Here is a 20,212-nt window from a genome sequence, read left to right as displayed (position 1 = left end):
TCCGAGATATTTTATCATGTTTTTCAATATTGCTCTTTCTTTTTTCATCTTTTTTTCTTCCATTTTATGCGGGATATTGAGTATTGATTATATGTTAAATTCTTTCAATAATTTTGGACGGTTCACGATTGGGGAATGGAATGCTTACCCACAAGTAGGAACCACAGAAACTGATCCCTATACCCGAGCACGCACTATAAAACGAGGTGATATTGCACTTGGACGTACAGAAGGTCTTGTTTTCCAAATTTGGAAAGATAATCACGGGCATCCATTATATCCTCAGTGTCATTATTTATTAAAAGGGCATATTCCTGAAGCTCGACTCTTTACCCTTTATGCAGCTGACAAATCCCTTAAGCCCTATACTGTATCCAAGAAAGTACCTTTTGAACTTCACACCGATAATATTATCTACGAAAATGACGGTTCATTCCGCGTCCATATCTCTCCAAAACCACAAACCAGAAACTGGCTTACAACAATTAGTCAAAGAAAATTTGGACTTATTTTAACTTTGTATGATACCTCTATCATTTCTTCAACTATGCTAGAAAAACTTATCATGCCATCTGTAGAAAAAATTCCAACAGGACAAAAATATTGTGATTAAATTTATTTATGTTGGGCTTCTTATCGTTATCGGTGCTATCATTGCCCATATTTGTATTTTATTTCTCATTCCCTATTATACACAAGATAATATATGGGCACGATTTAAAAAACCAGACAATTATTATCACTTTTCTAATATAGAGGTGAGTGATCCTATTCATCAATTTTCTGATCCGCTTTTTCTTCTCAATATTTGTAAATTTAATCTCGATAATGGCCCTGTTCATTTCAAAGCTTTAAAAACAACACAATTTTGGTCGTTATCTGTTTATAAACGCAATGGAATTATTTTCTACAACATCAATGACCGAACAGCCCCTAAAGCTACACTCGATCTTATAATCGGCAAACCCAGACAAATAATAGAGCTCAAAAAATCAAAGTCCAAAAACAGTTCCAACACAGTTTTGGTTACTCAAAACTTAAATAAAGGCTTTGCCGTTTTACGCGTCTTTGTCCCTTCCCCAATTGTAAAAAAGGAAAGTGAAACCTTTCTTTCATCTGCAACTTGCCAAAGATTCAGTAGATGGTAATTACACCGATCTCTAGTTACACAGAATCTATATCACCATGAAAGGAAAAAAATATACAAAAACGAAAAAATGTAAATTCCGTTAACCAAAAGCAAAACTAAAATAAAACTCTTATTTTTTACTAAAGTAAAAATTATAAAAATAATCTACGTAAATAATTATAGAAGCAATGATTTTTTATAATAATGAACATCAAAGAAAATTAACATGTCTATTATAAACATGCGATAAGCAATAAAATGAATAGTTATAAAAACATTTTGAAAAAACATATCTGTCGTTAAGCACAAAATTTATCATCTGAATTCAATTTATACATCCATTATATTTTATAAAGTTTAATGAACTATGTGATAAAATTATTAAAAAGAGATGACAATTTTTCGTATACATTAACCAAGATAGTTAACGGAATATTGATGTAGCACAAAGCATCCTTGACCCCTCAAAGAAGTGCTGTACCTTTGTAAGGTATAAAATCTAAAGAAAACTCTGTTTATAATTTTGTTATTGAGAAAAAGAAAGCGTAATGAAGAAAAGGTATGTTTGGTTAACCTCAAGAGCGGCTGTATGGTCTCCCCGTTTCGGCGGATTAGCATTTTTTATTTTGTTATTTTCAGTACTTTTACAGCGATTTTCTATAATTTATGTCACCGACTTCATGATTTTGATAACAATTTCTGCTTGCTTGGTTGTTATTTCTCTCTTTCTTTCTGTGAAAGCGCTTTACAGCTTATGGGTATATGGTGCTAGAGGCGGAATAAAAGCTTTAAGAGGCATTATTTATTCATTAATAACTGCCACACCATTAGTATTATTTTTCTGGTTATGGTTTACACTACCAGCTATTTATGATGTTTCTACTGACACACAGGTGCCTCCACCTTTTTTTCGGAATATTCGTCCCAACAATGCTTTATCGCTCAACAATACCCTGATTGAACAAACTGCATTGCAAATGTCAGAATGGCCAGAAATGTCAGGACGTCGTTATGATGGATCACCTGATCGTATTCGAGAATCAATTATGAATGTTTTAGCCGCTTATGGTTGGCCTGTACTAGCCGAGCGAGAATTTAAAGACGAAGAAGACTCACTCTATATTGAAACAATAGCAAAGACTTTTTATCTTGGCTTTATTTCAGACATTATAATTCGTTTAACAAATGAAGGAGACACAACTTTCGTTGATATGCGTTCTGCTTCGCGTTACATGCCAAGAGACTTTGGCACAAACGCTGCTTTCATTATAAATTTTATGAATGCACTTGACACAGAAGTATCTTCACTTCCCCTTTCTGAGGATAATGAATAAAAATTTAAATAAAGATATTTAGCAGAACACTTACAAGTCATCTAGCTTGGACAAAAACGGGTAAATCAACCACCACTTATAAGAACTTATTAGAATATAAATAAGCCCCAAAACCCTTAAAAGCAAGATTTGGCTGGGGTACCTGGATTCGAACCAGGGAATGCCGGTACCAAAAACCGGTGCCTTACCGCTTGGCTATACCCCAAAAAAAACAAGATCGCACACGCGCTTGCACCTTATAACGATTTCTATGACCGTGTGCAACACCTGAAAATCAAAGCTCATAATTTTTTTATCATAAAGTTTTGCTTCTTATCAGTATCGTGTTCATGTAAAATTAATGGTAGAAGTAAATATCTGGTTAAACTCCTAAAAAATATCAACTCTTCATACAAATTATTTTGTAATTTTTTATTTTACCTTTTATATTTCATCAATAGTATAAAATACAAAATATAAATATTTTATACTTTATTTATGCAATAAATAAATCGTCTTTATTATGTTTTTTTAAATTATTTGTTAATACATACAAATAAATGATATGAAAAGAATAACAAATATCTTTTTATTTGTAATTTTTATTATTATTTTATTCTAAATTATTTAACATATAAAAATTTAACTTTTCAAACTCATAGGTTAGAGTCATAATATCAAAGAAATATTAAAAGCAAGTTTTATTTTTAACCTTATAATACATAAAGGCAGCTGTTAACAATTCATCATAAATGTTATATTAAAAACAATAACACCCCAAAATAAATAAATTAAAAAACCTTTGCAAATTAAAACTATTTTGCATACTATTTAAGTACTTATTTTAAGTAATAAGTAATATGCATAAAAGCTGACAACTATTTAAATTTATTTTTAAATCTTAAAAAAAATAATTGTATTTTTTGTCAGGTAATGAATATCAGAATTCTAGAAAAATAAACTGATATGAATCAATGATACTTTGATTAATTAGCAAATTTATCACTAAAATGCTGCTTTATGAAGAGAGTATGATTAAAACCAAATGAAAGAAGTATTCAACATTTGCTTTTAGATGCCTTAAATGGCAAGTTAAGTTTGAGATGCAAACTTAACAATTAAAATTGAGGAGATTTTTAAATGGCTTTTGAATTGGCTGATTTACCTTATGATTATGATGCCCTTTTGCCTTATATGTCACGCGAAACGCTTGAATATCACCATGATAAGCACCACTTTGCCTATCTTGTAAAAACAAATGAATTTGTCAAAGATTTGGGTTTAGAAAACGAAAGTATTGAAAACATTATAAAACAAAGCTTTCATCAGAATGATGGCTTATTTAATAATGCAGCTCAATACTACAATCATGATCAATTTTGGCATTGGATGAAAAAAGATGGTGGTGGTAAAAAATTACCTGGAAAGTTAGAAAAAGCTATTGAATCTGACTTGGGTGGTTATGATAAATTTCGCGCTGACTTTATTGCTACAGCCACAACCCAATTTGGTTCTGGATGGGCATGGCTTGCTGTAAAAAATGGTAAACTTGAAATTATGAAAACGTCTAATGCTGAGAACCCTTTAGTTTATGATGCTCAACCTATTCTGGGTGTTGATGTGTGGGAACATTCTTACTACATTGATTATCGTAATATGCGTCCGAAGTATTTAGAAGCTTTCGTAGATAATTTAATTAATTGGGATTATGTTTTGAAGCTTTATGAAGAGAGTGGAGTCTAAAATTATCTGCATAATTTTTTCATGAGCATATTAGAAAGGCTCCATAATTCATCGGATTATGGAGCCTTTTAAAAATGAAAGAAACTAAAGACAGTTTTTTCGAATTGTTTTGAGGATGTATGCATAAATATATGCGGTTTCTTCCAACTTAGAAAAACGCCCAGCCGCACCCGCATGACCTGAATCCATATTAATACGCAATAAAATCTCATTATCATCTATTTTTAAATCGCGCAATTTTGCCACCCATTTAGCCGGTTCCCAATAAGTTACGCGAGGATCGGTTAATCCAGCAATTACAAGAATAGAAGGGTATTTCTGAGCTTTAACATTATCATAAGGTGAATAGGAAGCAATGAGATTATAATCTTCTAGCGATTTAAGAGGATTTCCCCATTCTGGCCATTCTGGAGGCGTTAATGGTAATGAAGCATCTAGCATCGTTGTTAAAACATCAACAAAAGGTACATTAGCTATAATTCCAGCAAAATCCTGTGGAGCAATATTTGCAATAGCCCCCATCAACATACCCCCTGCAGAACCACCCTGAGCAATAAGACGATCATGGGCAGTAAATTTATTGCTTACCAAGTGACGCCCACAAGCAATAAAATCTGTAAATGTATTATATTTAAAGCAATGTTTTCCTTTCTCATACCATTCAACACCTTTTTCTTTTCCTCCACGAACATGCGCAATTGCATAAATAAACCCTCGATTAACTAAAGAAAGCACATTACTATTAAAACTGGCAGGAATAGAAATTCCATAAGCGCCATAACCATAAAGCAAGCAAGGTGCGTTACCATCAAGGACTGTTGTTTTATGATGAAAAAGTGAAATAGGAATTGTCTCACCATCATCTGCAATTGCTGTGATACGTCGTGTTATATATTCATCTTGATTATGTCCAGAGGGAATTTCTTGCATTTTTAAAAGCATCCGTTGACGGTTTTTCATATCATAATCAAAAACTTGATCAGGCGTTGTCATAGATGAGTAAGAAAAGCGAATGGTAGAACTGTTATATTCTGCAGCACCTTGTAAGCCTAAGGAATACGCTTCTTCTGCAAAGGCAATGGAATGAATTTCCTTAGTAGTACGATCCATTACCTGTATACGAGGGAGTCCCTCAAGGCGCTCAAACCAAATAAAAAAATCTTTATAAGCATCATGAGATATAATCAAACGTCCAAGCTGATGAGAAATAAACTCAGACCAATTTTCTGGTTGTGGAGATGAATATGGTGTCACCATAATTTTAAAATCTTTAGCATTATCTAAATTGGTAAGAATATAAAAAACATCTCCACCTTCCGTAAGAGAATATTCAACACCTTTTTGTCTTTTCCTCACACATTGAGGCGCAGTAAGAGGTGCTTCAGCAGGGATAAGCCAAACTTCTGATGTTTCATGATCATGAACAGTAATATAAATAACATCATTAAGTTTAGAACCACTTACATGTACAAAAAATCCTGAATCATCTTCACGAAAAATAAGCTTATCTTGCGATTGATCAGTGTTTAATCGATGATAATAAAGTTCAGAAGGTCGATGATTTTCATTCATCTTAGTATAAAAAAAACCTTCAGAGTTTGCATCCCATACAATCTGTCCAGATGTGTCAACAATGATATCTGTACAGTCCGATAATGTTTCTAAGTTACGAACTTTAGCTACGTAAAATTCTGATCCTTTATCATCATAGGTCCATACAACATGGGTATGATCAGGAGATTCTTGTACCGAACCAAAACTGAAATACTCTTTACCTTCAGCTAAAGCATCGCCATTAAGATAGAATTTTTTTTCGCCTCCATTCCTTGAAGTACGAAAATAATGTGGTTGTTGTCCTCCAATAACATAAGAAAAACCATAAGCAAAAGAGTCACGTTTTATAGGAACAGAACTATCATTTTCTTTAATTCGACTTTTCATTTCGGAAAATAACAAATCTTGTAAAGGTTTTGTATCGGCCATTTGGGAAGATTGATACATATTTTCTTTTTCGAGATGTTCTCTAATAGTTTCATCAAGACAATTAGGATTTTTAAAAACATCTTGCCAGTTAGATGCACGCAACCAATGATAGGGATCATCACGATAAATCCCATGATACATTTCTTGATGAGCAATTTTTTTGGCTTTAGGGGGTAGTATAGGTAAATCAGTCATACACGTTCCTATATTAGATGATGTTAATGATTTCATTTATGCATTAGAATTATATCATTTACATAATAGCGAGAATCTATAATTTACGCTCACTTATAAAGATGCAGCTAAAATAAATAAACGATTATGCTATAAACTTTGCTCATCGCATTCTGCAGATACCATTCCTTATGAATATGACACCGTTCTAATAGAATAGCTAAAAAATTTAGATTTTTAATAACAGAATCACATTTTTTACTAATAGAGAGAATCGATTGCAAAATACGCAACTTTAATTATCTTGAGCAATCATATTACAATCTAAAGAAGAAAAAACTCTTTATTGTTGTACTATTATGTAACTATCGTTATTTTCGTACTAATTTTTTATGGCATTTTACATTCATGATATACATTTTGATATTTTATTTTTTCCATTGTATTCTTATTGATGTTTGAAATCCATTTCAGCAACTTTTTGTATTTATATAAGTTTAATTTATAACATCAAAAGTGTTTTTTTTTATAAAAAACATTTAAATTGTAATAATAATATATAAGATAAAATATTCATTTAATATATTACATTTTTAAATTAGTAAACTTATTTCTAAATTCACTATAACACAGCTAATTTTATGATATACTCTGTTTTTATTCATGATATTCTATAATACAAAACTATAAAATAAATGAACATTCCCCAGTTTTTCTTTTCATATATTATGACAAAAAAGAGGAATTTATTTGATTTTTTTGTGTTTAAGCGATTTTATAAAATAATTGAATTGACAAAAAAGATTTTTGTACAATATGAAACCTACGTGCATGGGATCTCTGTATCACAAGTATAAATGTGAATGATGTATCGATTTTAACTTAAAGGAAATAAGAATGGAACATCGCCCAGTCTTGGAGGCTGAAAGCAATTTAATTATTACATTGGTTGCCGATATTGTTGCTGCTTATGTGAGTAATAATTCAATCCGACCGACTGAGGTACCCAGTTTAATTGCCGATGTTCATGCTGCTTTTCTCAAGGTAGGGAATACGGAATTACCGGAGATCGAAGCTGAAAAGCAAAGACCTGCTGTTAACCCAAAGCGTTCAGTATTTCCCGATTATCTTATCTGCCTTGAGGATGGGAAGAAGTTTAAGTCTTTAAAGCGTCACCTTATGACACATTATGGAATGTTGCCTGAGGAATATCGTGAAAAATGGCAATTGGATAGTTCTTATCCTATGGTTGCACCTAATTATGCAAAGGCGCGTTCAGCTTTAGCAAAGGAAATGGGACTTGGGCGAAAAAGCCAACAGAAAAAAATCAAGTAGTCACATCTATTTCAGAGTTAATAAGACCTGATATATGAGAATGTTTCTTTGCTAATATTTTGCATAGAGTGGTTATTTATAATTGTTTTTGCGAGAATCCAGAGATTTATATATGACTCTCTTTACGGATTCTCTCAATCATTGATTTAAGACCATTTGATCGCTGCGGTGTGAGATTTTCGCTTAAGCCAAGCTTTTTGATAAGTCCCTCAGCATCAGCATCACGAATTTCAGAAGCTTTTTTACCTGAATAAAAAGTGAGAAGAATGTAAATAAGTCCTCGCACTATATGCGCATCAGAGTCGCCTTGAAACGTTAATACTGGATTTTCTGAGTGATCACGTGAAGATAAAAGCCATACTTGGCTAACGCAACCAGGCACTTTATGAGTGTCATTTCGAGCATTTTCTGGAAAGGGTGGCAATTCATTACCAAGTTCAATTACATAACGATAGCGATCTTCCCAATTATCTAAAAGAGAAAAATTTTCTATAATATCATCAATTGTTTCTGCCATAACCCCATCCCTATTTTGATTTTCTTAATTTTATAATCATGGCGATTTATTTAATGAAAAATAAGCGTTTATCTTTCTTAGCATGAAGCCACTCATAAATGTTAGAAACATTTATTTGAAAAATGTTGTATAACCTTATTTGTCGACAAACTTCTATGCGTCTGCTTTATAAAACTTCAAATAAATCATCTTCCTTATCACTCAATATGTTTCCCTAAATATCCATAAGCCGCTTTTGCACCATTATATGCTCGTTCACCAAGTGAACCTAAAAAAGATTTTCCTACTTTACATGTTTCTGAGTTACGTTTACAAAATGATCCTAAATCACTTAGAGTTTCTTTAAAAACAGTAATTACATCATTTGTTGTCGTGTTTTGACTTTTTTTAGCAGAAGAATGATTACCATTTGGCTCTGCCACAAAGAATGAAATGATGACAAAAACAAAAAATAAAAAAAATAACATTTTGATTAAAAAGCGAATCATAAGTAGCCAATATATCGCGGTTTAAAAAAATAAGAATAACAGTCTATACTCTTCTTCTTTATAAAAACTTATAAATTTAGCATATTATAAAATCGAGCGCTTGTTTATAAAATCCGCACCATGAATCATATATCGTAAAAATACACTATATACAGGCGGTATAAAAGCGAAGTATTTTTTTATCGGAAATTTAAAATTAAATTTTTACAATAAAAATCGAGAAAAATATTCAACATATTAGTTTACACCTCACCAAACCTAATGAGAACCGCTATACCAGAAATTGAAGAAAAAAATACACACCAAGATAATAATAAAAAGCGAATTATGATACCGTATAATGTTCATAATGACTTTTTATTATCTATCACAAAAATCTCAAATATAAAATAACGCTATTGTTTGCCATCTTACGGACATTGTTAGATTAACTCTTTCTGAGCTTTACGAAATTTATTAAATATTAGTAAAGTAGATTTATATCGGCACATAACATGATATTGAAATAATCATAATGTTGTATAAAAATATAAGCGAAACATTTGAGAGAACATACACTGCTCATAACTCTCTATAAAATATCTTAAGTTGACTTTAAATGTTATAAAATACGTGTGCAAAAAATATGACGAGAAATATTGCTACATAGGCTAAATTTTTTTATGCATACTGAAAATATAAAATTTATAAAAGCATATAAAGATTTGCTTATTTATAAACTGATATATTGATAAAGCTACGTTATTTACTTCTACAATTTAAAGGAAAGAAATGATGTAAATGTATCTACCTTAAATTAAAATGAAAATAATTTATATTGGTTTTTGTGTAAGAAAAAAATTGTAATTTAAAATAAAAAATAGAATAATGGCAAAAAAACAAAAAACACGAAAAGTAAAATCTATAAAAAATCGTACAAATAAGAGTATTATTATAGCATTTTTTCTCATAATTAGTCGTTTGTTTTTTTGGATAATAAAACAAATTTATTTTCTCATACAAAAAAATGCTTTATTAGTTGTTGGATTTCTTATTTTTATTATTAGTTTTGGATTTATTTCGCTTAATGCTTTATTTTTTCAAATAAAAACATATCAAAGTATATTCTCTAACATTACACCTGCTTTAAGCATAGAAAAAAATTCTAAGTCATCTAAAAAAGAAGCAACATTTCACACAGATATCCACACTATTTCTTTATCCTCTCTAAATGATCTACACACAAATTCATCTGCAAAATCTTTGCCAAAAAATATGCTAAAAATGCAAAAAAAATTGGCAAAACTAGGATTTTACGATGGTCCCTTAGATGGAATAGATGGACCTAAAACACAGCGCGCTATAGCGTCATGGAAACAACAAACTGCTCATAAAAGAAAAAATACTATTTTACCAAATCCTGCAACAGATGAGATTGCTATATTAATTAAACATAGCAAAATGGAAAGTGCAAAAGAATTATCTTCTTCAAAAGCAGACATTGTAAAGTCCTCTCCTCCTCCTGCAGACATTGCACAGGTTCAGAAAGCTTTACGTGCTTTTGGTCACCAAGAGGTAATTGTCACAGGCGTAGAAGATCAAAAAACCGTAGATGCCTTAAAGCAATTTCAAAAAATGTTTAAGCTTCCCATAACGGGCAAAATTGACAAAACTGTTTTGAAAAAAATGCGTGAAATTCATTTATTAAATTGACCCACCTTTTGAAAGGTAAAATAAAACACTGCATTGCATAGATATCCCATGTCTGACATTTTCTTTTTAAAGAATATATCAAAAGTGTGATTAAATATTCTCCATATGTATATAACAAAATAATGCATTTATAAGACTCTACCTTTCTTTTATAAAATAAAAAAAAGAATGAATAACTTGTCCTATCAATTTTAATAATTGCACAACAAAAATGTTTCAGAAACTATTCATGCTTTTGTTGTGCAATTGCAGACTGCGCGGCAGCTAAACGTGCAATTGGGACTCGAAAAGGAGAACATGAAACATAATCCAAATTATTCTCTTCACACAAAGCAATAGAAGCTGGATCACCTCCATGCTCACCGCAAATCCCTAATTTAATTTTTGCACGCTGTACACGTCCACGCTGTGCAGCAATAGCAATAAGCTCCCCTACCCCATCACGGTCAATTGATATAAAAGGATCTTGCTTTAAAAGCCCTTTTTGAAAATAATTTGTTAAAAAAGGAGCTGCATCATCACGTGAAATGCCCAAAGTGGTTTGGGTCAAATCATTGGTTCCAAATGAAAAAAATTCTGCAGTTTCAGCAATCTCGTCTGCTCGAAGCGCTGCTCTTGGAAGCTCAATCATCGTTCCAACCATGTACTGAATATCGCTTTCTTTTTCTTGCATCACCTCATTGGCAACTTTGTCAATATACGTTTTCACAAAATCTAATTCAGATTTAAGTGCAACAAGTGGAACCATAATTTCAAGCATAATAGGCGATCCAGACTTTTGAAACACTTCTACTGCAGCTTCAAAAATTGCCCGCGCTTGCATTTCCACAATTTCTGGATAAGTAATAGCCAAACGGCACCCTCGTAACCCAAGCATAGGATTAAATTCATGCAATTGCTGAGCACGCTCATTGAGAACCTCAGCAGCAACTCCCATAGCTGTAGCAACTTCACAAATTTCTGCACTCGTTTTTGGTAAAAATTCGTGTAATGGTGGATCTAATAAGCGGATAGTAATAGGCAAACCACTCATAATCTCAAACAATTTGATAAAGTCTGAGCGCTGCATTGGCAAAAGCTTATCTAGCGCTTTACGACGCCCACCTTCATCACTGCTCAAAATCATTTCTCGCATAGCGACAATACGCTCACCAGAAAAAAACATGTGTTCCGTACGACAAAGACCAATACCTTCAGCCCCAAAAGAACGTCCCATACGTGCATCGGAAGGTGTTTCAGCATTGACGCGAACTTTTAGACGTCGCATACTATCAGCCCATTTCATCAATTGTGCGAAATCTCCACAAAGTTCAGGCTGCAACATAGCAACCTTTCCTTTTAAAACCTCTCCGCTTCCACCATCAATTGTAATCACATCACCTTTTTTAAAGCTTTGTCCTGAAGCAAACATAGTATTCGTATTGTAGTCAATTCGTACATTTCCTGCACCTGAAATACATGGTTTTCCCATACCACGTGCCACAACAGCAGCATGGCTTGTCATACCACCGCGTGTCGTTAAAATTCCTTCTGCAGCGTGCATTCCATGAATATCTTCTGGGCTTGTCTCTGTACGCACCAAAATAACTTTGCGATCTTCTGTTAATGCAGCTTCTGCCTCTTCAGAAGTAAAAACAATTGCACCAGTTGCAGCCCCAGGCGAAGCAGGTAGACCACGTGCGATCACAAAACGTTCTGCCTTAGGATCAAGTGTGGGATGCAAAAGTTGATCAAGTGATTTTGGGTCAATTCGCATCACAGCCTCTTCTTGACTGATCAACCCTTCCTCAACCATATCAATTGCCATCTTTAAGGCTGCACGTACTGTTCGTTTTCCAGAACGCGTCTGCAACATCCATAATTTACCTTTTTCAATTGTAAATTCGAGATCTTGCATATCTCGATAATGCTGCTCGAGATTCTGAGCAATTTTACATAACTGCAAAAAAGCCTCCGGCATAATTTTTTCTAAAGATGGTTTATTTGAACCAGCAATAATACGCGCATTTTCCGTGATATTTTGGGGAGTTCGAATGCCTGCCACAACATCTTCGCCCTGCGCATTGACTAAAAATTCACCGAAAAGCTCTTTTTCCCCAGTCGATGGATTACGTGTAAAAGCAACACCTGTTGCTGAATCCTCACCCATGTTACCAAATACCATCGCCTGTAAATTAACAGCTGTTCCCCAATTTTCGGGAATATTATTTAAACGACGATAAGTGACTGCGCGTGCTGTCATCCAGCTTGAAAAAACCGCTCCAATTGCACCCCACAACTGCTGTTCAGGATCCTGAGGAAAAGGCTCTCCCAGTTTTTCTTCAACATATGTCTTATAAGCAACAATAACATCTTTCCAGTCAGCTGCGGTCATTTCTGTGTCGATAGTATAACCATTACGCGCTTTCGCTTCATCAAGAAGCTCTTCAAAATATGAATGATCTAATCCTAAAACCACATCAGAATACATTTGGATAAAGCGGCGATAACTGTCATAAGCAAAGCGTTCATCATTTACTTGTAAAGCAATTGTTTTTACAGTCTTATCATTCATACCAAGATTAAGCACTGTATCCATCATCCCTGGCATAGAAACCCGAGCTCCAGAACGAACAGAAAGTAATAGAGGCTTTTCTTCATTGCCAAATTCACGCCCTGTTTGTTCAGCTATTTTTTTAAGCGCTTGTTGAACAGCATTCTGCAATTCTTCTGGATAAGATTTGTTGTGTGCATAATAAAAATTGCAAACTTCTGTCGTAAGAGTAAATCCAGGAGGCACAGGCAACCCAAGATTACTCATTTCGGCTAAATTAGCCCCTTTTCCACCGAGAAGTTTACGTTCATTAGCACTTCCTTCTGCATTGCCATCACCAAAACTATAAACCCACTTTGCCACCGTATACTTCCTCCCATATCAACAAAAAATACATCTGACCCGAACCAATTTTTAAAAGAAATGCTTCGCTTTAAAATTGGCTAAATCATATTGTTTCATAAATGCACAAAACCATTTTTTTGGAGAACATGGCAATAATCACAAGTATTAATACTCATTCTTCTGAAAAATTAATTTTAAAGAAGATTATCAATTACCGTGAAGAAATCTTTTGCAGACATTTCACCATCGTATCTATTTCCATTTATAAAGAAGGTGGGTGTTCCTCTTACACCTAACTCTTTTCCCTGTTCAAAAGACGCATTAACTTCATTTAAAATAGATTGATTTGTTAAACAAGCGTTAAAACTTTCCTCAGTAAAACCTGCCATAAAGCTAATTTTCTTTAACGGTGTTAAAGCATCTTGCCCGAAAGCCCACTCATTCTGTTTATGAAATAAAGTTTCTATTAAAGGAAAATAGCGATCTTCTGGTATACACCGTGCCAACATAAAACCTGCTGTTGCTCTAGGATCAAAAGCAAACTCTCTAAAAATCAATTTTACCTTTCCCGTTTTGATATATTTTTCACGAATTTCAGGCAACACGTCATTATAAAAATTAGCACAATGAATACAGGTTACTGAAGCATATTCAACAATTGTTACTGGTGCATTTTCCTCTCCCTCAATCTTATCTTTACCCTTACCCAATTGAAGAATTTTACTCATTTCAACAGTTGCTGTTGGCTTAGGCGCAGCAGCAAAAGCAGTTGTTGCCTCGATTTGTGTTGTGACCATCAAAATTGAAATGATTGCTGAAGATAAAAGAGAACGATAATTCATCATAAATAACACTTTTCTTTCTAAGAAAATAATCTAAAATTAGATATTCTCTAATATATTAAAAAAAATTCCACTATTAAAAAATTTCACATATGTGTACTTTATTTATTATTTTTTTCTGCGAAAATGCAACAACCAAATTTATAAAGTGATTTGCTTAAATTCTCATCTGTAATCCCCTCCAGCATTTTTTCTACACTTTTTTTATCTTTTTCACTCGGCACGAATTGAGTTGGCAAGCAATTTGTAAACGTAGACATACTCCCTTGTTCTATCTTTATACGATCGATAGCTACATACCCAAAAAAAGCATTAATTCTATGAAGCAATTCGTCTGTTTCATGAATCAATTTTAATGCAACAAATCCTTCACAAAATATAACAAGCGTTGCGGGTTGAAAAGTTTCATCTTGATCTACACGACGCTTCCAAATAATTTTGAGAGGCATTGTATGCTCAGCAATATCGTGTCCTACTATCTCTGACCAATGTTCTATAAGTGCCACATTCAGACCCGTTCGTTTACGTAAAACTGGATCAAGCATTTTGAATACAGCCTCAGAAAGAGAATAAAAATGACGCTTTTGAAATTGCCTGCTCATTTTTTAATCATTATTACAATATTTATCAAATTATAACAATTTAAAATTTTTATCCTCAAATTTCATCAAGTACTAATAAGTCCAATCTTCCTATTTAATCAAACCTTATAACAAAGAGAACAAAATGAATTATAAATTTAAAATAAATGCTTTTTTTGTTTTTCATACTTTCCTATAATTGAAGATAATCATGCATAAAATTTCATTATATCTCCTTTCTTGGTATGATCAAAATCATCGACATTTGCCGTGGCGAATTACTCCCAAAGAACAAATGCAAGGAATCTGTCCTGAACCTTATCGAGTTTGGTTATCTGAAGTTATGCTACAACAAACAACTGTCGAAACTGTTAAATCTTATTTTCAAAAATTTATAAATCTTTGGCCTGACCTTTCTTCTTTAGCTAAAGCCTCACAAGATGATGTCATGAAAGCATGGGCTGGTCTTGGATATTATTCACGTGCACGCAATCTCAAAAATTGCGCTCAGCAGCTGGTTCAAAATTATGCAGGACAATTTCCACAATCTGTCAAAATATTACGAACTCTTCCAGGTATTGGAGATTATACTGCCGCAGCCATTGCTGCAATTGCTTTTAATTGCCCTGTAGCCGTTGTTGATAGTAATGTCGAACGCGTTATAACCCGCCTATTTGCAATCACATCAATAGTGTCCAAAGCAAAAGTAGAAATTAAAGAAAAAACACAAAAAATTGTAGCTTTAAATCGTCCTGGTGACTTTGCTCAAGCTATGATGGATCTAGGAGCAACAATTTGTACACCACGCAAACCATCTTGTTTGCTTTGCCCTCTTAAAAGCTTATGCAAAGCAGAAAAATTACAAATAGCAGAATTTTTACCAATGAAAGCTCCTAAAAAAGAACGACCTTCAAAAACAGGAGCTGCTTTTGTTATACTTAACAAAAATAACCAAATTTACCTGGAAAAACGACAAGGTAAAAAATTACTCGGTGGAATGACTCAAATCCCCAACAATATAGGAATAAACAATGAAAACGGACTTCAAAACGCACCTTTTACTGCCAATTGGCAATGGAAAGGACAAATTACACATGTTTTTACCCATTTTTCTTTAAAACTTGATGTCTATTACATCAGCGGTATTCGTGAAATAAAAAATGAAAATGGCTGGTGGTGTAACATTAACCATCTTGCAAAAGAAGCACTTCCCACTGTTATGAAAAAAGCCATTTCCACAGCAATTCCTAACTCCTTTAAATTTAAATAACACTTTTCCACTGTCAAACTTTAAAGAATTCGTTTAACATGAACTTATTTAACTTTTTACAGGACACCAGTTTTTAACATTTGGGAACGTATTATCGCCCTTAAATCATTTATTGACTTCAAATGTCCATTTTTCTCGTAATACCAGAATGTCCAACCATTACAACTTTGCGCATCTTGAGCTTTTCTTCCCATTGCATGAATAGAGCCAGCTTCACCACCATGCATGATAGTACCATCAGCTCTTACAATAGCAGAGACTTGCTTTTTTTGATCATAAAGAACGTCCCCAGGATTCAATAAGCCTGCTTCAAGCAAACTATTAAATGCTACACGCGGTTCTGTTTTTTTCTTATCAAAAACTGCTAACTCCGATTCATCTAAAGGTTTAACCGCAGAAATTCTTTCCTTTGCCGCATCAATGTAGTGCTGCTCTCGTTCAATACCCACAAAATCACGACCTAGTTGCTTAGCAACAGCACCTGTTGTTCCTGAGCCAAAAAATGGATCAAGAATAACATCACCTGGTTTACTGGAAGCCATAATAATCCGAGCTAATAACGCCTGTGGTTTTTGTGTTGGGTGCAATTTACGACCTGTTTTATCTTTTAACCGCTCAGCACCCGTACAGAGAGGGAAAAGCCAATCTGAACGCATTTGTACATCTTCGTTTGCAGCTTTTAAAACATCATAATTAAATGTATATTTTTTATCTTTTTGATCGCGAACAGCCCAAATTAACGTTTCATGAGCATTTTGAAAACGTCGTCCTCGAAAATTTGGCATAGGGTTATTCTTACGCCAAATAATATCATTAAGCATCCAAAAACCTAGATCTTGTAATGCTGTACCAACTCGAAAAATATTATGATAAGATCCAATAACCCAAAGTGTTCCATTGGGCTTTAATACACGACGACAAGCAAGCAACCATGCACGCGTAAAAGCATCATAAGCAGCAAAATTTTCAAATTGATCCCATTCATCAGTAACTGCATCCACCAATGAGTGATCTGGACGATATAAAGCACCCTCTAACTGCAAGTTATAAGGAGGATCAGCAAAAATCATATCAACTGAATGTTTTGGAAGCTTTTCTAGTACTGCAACACAATCTCCTTTAAAGATCTTGTTGCGCCATGGCATTTGTGAGGCAGTGGGAGTACAAACGAAATCTTTTTGAAACTGAAGAATTGTCATAAAATACCCAACAAAACGAAATAAAATTACTCTATAATCAAAATGATTTATAGACCCGCATTACTGATCTATATTTACAAAATAGAGTAAATGTATCGTTAAGCTTATTTAAAATGCGTATGAATTTTTGCTTTTTCAAAAAAATAAAATTATTTCATATTAAAAAATTATTATTTTTCTTTCTTTAAACGCACTATTCACATATCCTCTACTCTATCAAATGAATAGGAATCATTTCAGAAACGTATTTTGAAATAAAACCTTCTCAATGTCCTTTTCATACCAATTTTAAAACTATAAACAGAATATAAGGAATATTTCATGCCTCAAATCGATCTTGTTATTTTTGATTGTGATGGAGTTTTAGTGGATTCTGAATATCTCGCAGCAAAAATTGGATCTGAATTATTAAAGAAAACAGGATATGAAATATCACCTGAAGAAATGAGCAGGGGGTATTCAGGATTAAGTTTTCTTAATATTTTAAAAAAAATTGAACAAGAAACTAAAAAACCAATTTCCGCATATCTCGTTGATAAAATGGAAGATCTTTTTCGAAAACAAATCAAAACTGAATTGCGTGCTATTGATGGTATAAAAGAAGCAGTAGAGGCTATTAAGTCTTGCTACCCTTACTGTATTTGCTCTAATGCATCGAGTGTGGATATAAAAGAGATGCTTACCATTGTTGGACTTTACGATTCTTTTAGTGATCAAGATAAAATATTCTCTGCTCCAGAGGTTGGAACAAAAAAAACTAAACCTGCCCCTGATGTTTTTCTTTTTGCTGCACAGAAATTGAACGCAGAACCAAAAAACACCATTGTTGTAGAAGATTCTATTTACGGAGTACAAGCTGCTGTAAAGGCAGGGATGCGTGTCATTGGATTTACTGGCGGATCACACAGTTATCTTAGCCATTCTAATGCTCTTGTAGACGCTGGAGCTGAAACAGCTATTACTAAGCATGCGCATTTGCTAGAAGTTTTAGAAGCGATGGCAGTCTGGCAAGACTTATCATAGAAAACCTTTATAGAGGTACACACACTCTCTCATAAACTTTTTTATTCAATGATCTTTTCATACAAAATATATTGGTCAGGTTAAAGAATATTTGTGTTTATTACGTACACAAGCAATTAAAATTTATCACTACATATGAAAAATAAATTTATAGATATTGCCCAACTTCAATTAACTGAAAAATTGATACCGCAAAAAACACTTTTTTTCACTTTTCTCAAGTAACAAAGACATCGCATAGAGGTCAAATAAGCTTCGAGTTGTAATCTAAAAACATGTAATTTACAGTAGCTGCTTATATGAATAAAACGACATGAGACACATAGTTCTAAGTACATAATTTTGGATGCATGACAGTATGAAATAATATCCCACAAACCTCATCATCAAAATTATATTATATGTATGAAAAGCGTTTATTATAATAGATAATGACTAATAAAATAACAATAGAATTACACACAATGTAATTAAAAATTTATTTAAAACAATATCTTATAACATTAATTTTAAAGTAATATAATAAAAATTATAAAGCCATTATAGATTAAACAAACATTCCATTTACCGAATAACTTTTATACTGTTAAAGCTGTGAAATCAATAACTTCATAAGCTTACCGGAAATAAATGAAGGGAAAGACACATGAAATATATCAGCACGAGAGGCGAAGCTCCAGCTTTAGGATTTACTGAAGCTATAATGACTGGATTAGCGAGTGATGGCGGTCTTTACCTTCCAGAAAAGTTTCCCCACTTATCACCAGATGCTTTACGAGCGCTCCGCGGACAATCTTATACAACACTTGCAAAAACCATTCTTTGGCCTTTTGTGGGAAATGAAATCGAATACACATCTTTTGAGAAGATAATCGTTGAATCTTATGCCACCTTCCATCATCCTGCAATTTGTCCATTACTGCAAACTGGCTCTGATGAATTTGTTCTTGAGCTTTTTCACGGTCCTACTTTGGCCTTTAAAGATGTTGCAATGCAATTTCTCTCCAGATTGATGGATTATGTTCTCACCAAAAAAAATAGATGCTCAACAATTATTTGTGCCACGTCAGGAGATACAGGAGGTGCTGCAGTACAAGCTTTTGCTGAAAGAGAACATGCAGACATTTTTATTTTATTTCCTAAAGGACGTGTATCACCCATTCAGCAGCGACAAATGACAACAAATAAAAGTAAAAATATTCATACTATAGCCATAGAAGGAAATTTTGATGATTGCCAAGCACTCGTAAAAGCAATGTTTAATGATCATGATTTTCGTCAAAAAAAAGCGCTTTCAGGAGTTAATTCTATAAATTGGGCGCGGATCATGGCGCAAGTTGTTTATTATTTTTCATCCGCACTTTCTCTAGGCGCTCCCGATAGGTCTGTATCATTTACTGTTCCCACTGGAAATTTTGGAGACATTTTTGCAGGTTATGTCGCGGCTCGTATGGGATTACCTATTACAAAACTAATTATTGCAACAAATGATAATGACATTCTTGTACGTACATTAACCAGCGGTGTTTATGAAATAAAACCAATAATCCACACAACATCACCTTCTATGGATATTCAAGTCTCCTCTAACTTTGAACGATTGCTGTTTGAAAGTAATGATCGTAATCCTGTATGGATTCGCAATGCAATGAAAGATTTAAAAAAGTTAGGACGTTTTCCTCTTGATGAAAAACAACTTACAGATATTCGTTCCCTATTTTGTGCTGGAAAAAGTAACATAGCTGAAACAGCTCAAACAATTGATAGTATTTATAAAGAAAGCGGATACCTTGTTGATCCACATACAGCTGTTGCCCTTAAAGTTGCACGCGAAAACAAACAACCACATATTCCGATGATTGCTCTTGCTACCGCTCATCCGGCTAAATTTCCTGAAGCAATGAAAAGCGCCTGTGACATTGATGCTCCACAACCATTGTGTTTAAACGATATAATGGAACGCGAAGAGAATTTTATAAGCCTTGCTAATGATGAAAAAATAGTAAAAGATTATATTGCCTTAAAATCACGTGCATCTTATTAAC

16 protein-coding genes and 1 tRNA gene are annotated in these 20,212 nt (G+C 33.4%); 9 read left to right on the top strand and 8 right to left on the bottom strand.

The features are described from left to right. Nucleotides 1–16 precede the first annotated feature (16 nt). From V4P55_RS00565 to V4P55_RS00555, 3 genes are all read left to right on the top strand, one after another. The gene (locus V4P55_RS00565; protein WP_455474460.1) at nucleotides 17–613 is read left to right on the top strand and encodes a DUF1214 domain-containing protein; all 597 of its coding nucleotides are present in this window, start codon (nucleotides 17–19) and stop codon (nucleotides 611–613) included. Beyond that, nucleotides 606–1,148: a DUF1254 domain-containing protein gene (locus V4P55_RS00560; protein ID WP_455474459.1), complete on the top strand. Its 543-nt coding sequence runs from the start codon at nucleotides 606–608 to the stop codon at nucleotides 1,146–1,148. Before V4P55_RS00565 ends, V4P55_RS00560 begins: the two co-directional genes overlap by 8 nt. A gap of 529 nt (nucleotides 1,149–1,677) precedes the next feature. Next, nucleotides 1,678–2,463 (top strand): DUF1499 domain-containing protein, encoded by a 786-nt coding sequence (locus tag V4P55_RS00555; RefSeq protein ID WP_455474458.1) that lies wholly within the window; start codon nucleotides 1,678–1,680, stop codon nucleotides 2,461–2,463. A gap of 130 nt (nucleotides 2,464–2,593) precedes the next feature. Here V4P55_RS00555 and V4P55_RS00550 read toward each other — a convergent pair. Next, nucleotides 2,594–2,668, bottom strand: a tRNA-Gln gene (locus V4P55_RS00550). A gap of 914 nt (nucleotides 2,669–3,582) precedes the next feature. On the opposite strand from V4P55_RS00550, the gene V4P55_RS00545 reads away from it, so the two are divergent. Next, entirely contained in the window at nucleotides 3,583–4,185 is a 603-nt protein-coding gene (locus tag V4P55_RS00545) for a superoxide dismutase (protein ID WP_455474457.1), read from the top strand. An 84-nt stretch (nucleotides 4,186–4,269) separates the two neighbouring features. Here V4P55_RS00545 and V4P55_RS00540 read toward each other — a convergent pair whose 3' ends face one another. Then, nucleotides 4,270–6,363 (bottom strand): S9 family peptidase, encoded by a 2,094-nt coding sequence (locus V4P55_RS00540; protein ID WP_455474456.1) that lies wholly within the window; start codon nucleotides 6,361–6,363, stop codon nucleotides 4,270–4,272. Nucleotides 6,364–7,239: 876 nt separating this feature from the next. Here V4P55_RS00540 and V4P55_RS00535 point away from each other — a divergent pair. Beyond that, complete coding sequence (locus V4P55_RS00535; RefSeq protein ID WP_455474455.1) at nucleotides 7,240–7,677, top strand: MucR family transcriptional regulator; 438 nt, start codon at nucleotides 7,240–7,242, stop codon at nucleotides 7,675–7,677. A gap of 106 nt (nucleotides 7,678–7,783) precedes the next feature. Here V4P55_RS00535 and V4P55_RS00530 read toward each other — a convergent pair whose 3' ends face one another. Continuing rightward, nucleotides 7,784–8,194, bottom strand: a complete 411-nt coding sequence (locus V4P55_RS00530; RefSeq protein WP_455474454.1) for a SufE family protein — start codon at nucleotides 8,192–8,194, stop codon at nucleotides 7,784–7,786. Nucleotides 8,195–8,391: 197 nt separating this feature from the next. Continuing rightward, nucleotides 8,392–8,682, bottom strand: coding sequence for a DUF5330 domain-containing protein (locus V4P55_RS00525; protein ID WP_455474453.1), 291 nt, complete (start codon nucleotides 8,680–8,682; stop codon nucleotides 8,392–8,394). 867 nt (nucleotides 8,683–9,549) lie between these two features. Between V4P55_RS00525 and V4P55_RS00520 the strand changes: the two genes are divergently transcribed. Beyond that, on the top strand, nucleotides 9,550–10,374 hold the full coding sequence (locus tag V4P55_RS00520) for a peptidoglycan-binding domain-containing protein (RefSeq protein ID WP_455474452.1): 825 nt from the start codon (nucleotides 9,550–9,552) through the stop codon (nucleotides 10,372–10,374). A 223-nt stretch (nucleotides 10,375–10,597) separates the two neighbouring features. On the opposite strand, the gene ppdK is transcribed toward V4P55_RS00520, so the two are convergent. The 3 genes from ppdK to V4P55_RS00505 form a co-directional block, all read right to left on the bottom strand. After that, nucleotides 10,598–13,270 carry a pyruvate, phosphate dikinase gene (gene ppdK, locus V4P55_RS00515; protein WP_455474451.1) on the bottom strand — a complete coding sequence of 891 codons (2,673 nt, stop codon included), beginning with the start codon at nucleotides 13,268–13,270 and terminating at the stop codon, nucleotides 10,598–10,600. Between the two features lie 176 nt (nucleotides 13,271–13,446). Beyond that, a complete protein-coding gene (locus V4P55_RS00510) occupies nucleotides 13,447–14,097 on the bottom strand; it encodes a DsbA family protein (protein WP_455474450.1) in 651 nt (216 codons plus the stop codon). A gap of 98 nt (nucleotides 14,098–14,195) precedes the next feature. Next, nucleotides 14,196–14,696, bottom strand: a complete 501-nt coding sequence (locus tag V4P55_RS00505; RefSeq protein ID WP_455474449.1) for a DUF721 domain-containing protein — start codon at nucleotides 14,694–14,696, stop codon at nucleotides 14,196–14,198. Nucleotides 14,697–14,886: 190 nt separating this feature from the next. Between V4P55_RS00505 and mutY the strand changes: the two genes are divergently transcribed. Beyond that, nucleotides 14,887–15,945 carry an A/G-specific adenine glycosylase gene (mutY, locus tag V4P55_RS00500; protein WP_455474448.1) on the top strand — a complete coding sequence of 353 codons (1,059 nt, stop codon included), beginning with the start codon at nucleotides 14,887–14,889 and terminating at the stop codon, nucleotides 15,943–15,945. A gap of 56 nt (nucleotides 15,946–16,001) precedes the next feature. On the opposite strand, the gene V4P55_RS00495 is transcribed toward mutY, so the two are convergent. Further along, complete coding sequence (locus V4P55_RS00495) at nucleotides 16,002–17,090, bottom strand: DNA methyltransferase (RefSeq protein WP_455475085.1); 1,089 nt, start codon at nucleotides 17,088–17,090, stop codon at nucleotides 16,002–16,004. Nucleotides 17,091–17,465: 375 nt separating this feature from the next. Here V4P55_RS00495 and V4P55_RS00490 point away from each other — a divergent pair, with 375 nt between their 5' ends. Further along, nucleotides 17,466–18,167, top strand: coding sequence for an HAD family hydrolase (locus V4P55_RS00490; RefSeq protein ID WP_455474447.1), 702 nt, complete (start codon nucleotides 17,466–17,468; stop codon nucleotides 18,165–18,167). A gap of 646 nt (nucleotides 18,168–18,813) precedes the next feature. Further along, nucleotides 18,814–20,211 carry a threonine synthase gene (gene thrC, locus V4P55_RS00485; RefSeq protein ID WP_455474446.1) on the top strand — a complete coding sequence of 466 codons (1,398 nt, stop codon included), beginning with the start codon at nucleotides 18,814–18,816 and terminating at the stop codon, nucleotides 20,209–20,211. Nucleotide 20,212: the final 1 nt, after the last annotated feature.

The organism is Bartonella sp. B30(2025), assembly GCF_053793825.1.
Note: the sequence above shows the minus strand (reverse complement) of the source record. Positions and strands in the feature narration are given on the sequence as shown.

Excerpts from the sequence above, each read along its gene's own strand:
- V4P55_RS00565 (WP_455474460.1), top strand. The coding sequence starts at position 17 with ATGTTTTTCAATATTGCTCTTTCTTTTTTCATCTTTTTTTCTTCCATT.
- V4P55_RS00555 (WP_455474458.1), top strand. The coding sequence starts at position 1,678 with ATGAAGAAAAGGTATGTTTGGTTAACCTCAAGAGCGGCTGTATGGTCT.
- V4P55_RS00545 (WP_455474457.1), top strand. The coding sequence starts at position 3,583 with ATGGCTTTTGAATTGGCTGATTTACCTTATGATTATGATGCCCTTTTG.
- V4P55_RS00540 (WP_455474456.1), bottom strand. The coding sequence starts at position 6,363 with ATGACTGATTTACCTATACTACCCCCTAAAGCCAAAAAAATTGCTCAT.
- V4P55_RS00535 (WP_455474455.1), top strand. The coding sequence starts at position 7,240 with ATGGAACATCGCCCAGTCTTGGAGGCTGAAAGCAATTTAATTATTACA.
- V4P55_RS00530 (WP_455474454.1), bottom strand. The coding sequence starts at position 8,194 with ATGGCAGAAACAATTGATGATATTATAGAAAATTTTTCTCTTTTAGAT.
- V4P55_RS00525 (WP_455474453.1), bottom strand. The coding sequence starts at position 8,682 with ATGATTCGCTTTTTAATCAAAATGTTATTTTTTTTATTTTTTGTTTTT.
- V4P55_RS00520 (WP_455474452.1), top strand. The coding sequence starts at position 9,550 with ATGGCAAAAAAACAAAAAACACGAAAAGTAAAATCTATAAAAAATCGT.
- V4P55_RS00510 (WP_455474450.1), bottom strand. The coding sequence starts at position 14,097 with ATGATGAATTATCGTTCTCTTTTATCTTCAGCAATCATTTCAATTTTG.
- V4P55_RS00505 (WP_455474449.1), bottom strand. The coding sequence starts at position 14,696 with ATGAGCAGGCAATTTCAAAAGCGTCATTTTTATTCTCTTTCTGAGGCT.
- mutY (WP_455474448.1), top strand. The coding sequence starts at position 14,887 with ATGCATAAAATTTCATTATATCTCCTTTCTTGGTATGATCAAAATCAT.
- V4P55_RS00495 (WP_455475085.1), bottom strand. The coding sequence starts at position 17,090 with ATGCCATGGCGCAACAAGATCTTTAAAGGAGATTGTGTTGCAGTACTA.
- V4P55_RS00490 (WP_455474447.1), top strand. The coding sequence starts at position 17,466 with ATGCCTCAAATCGATCTTGTTATTTTTGATTGTGATGGAGTTTTAGTG.
- thrC (WP_455474446.1), top strand. The coding sequence starts at position 18,814 with ATGAAATATATCAGCACGAGAGGCGAAGCTCCAGCTTTAGGATTTACT.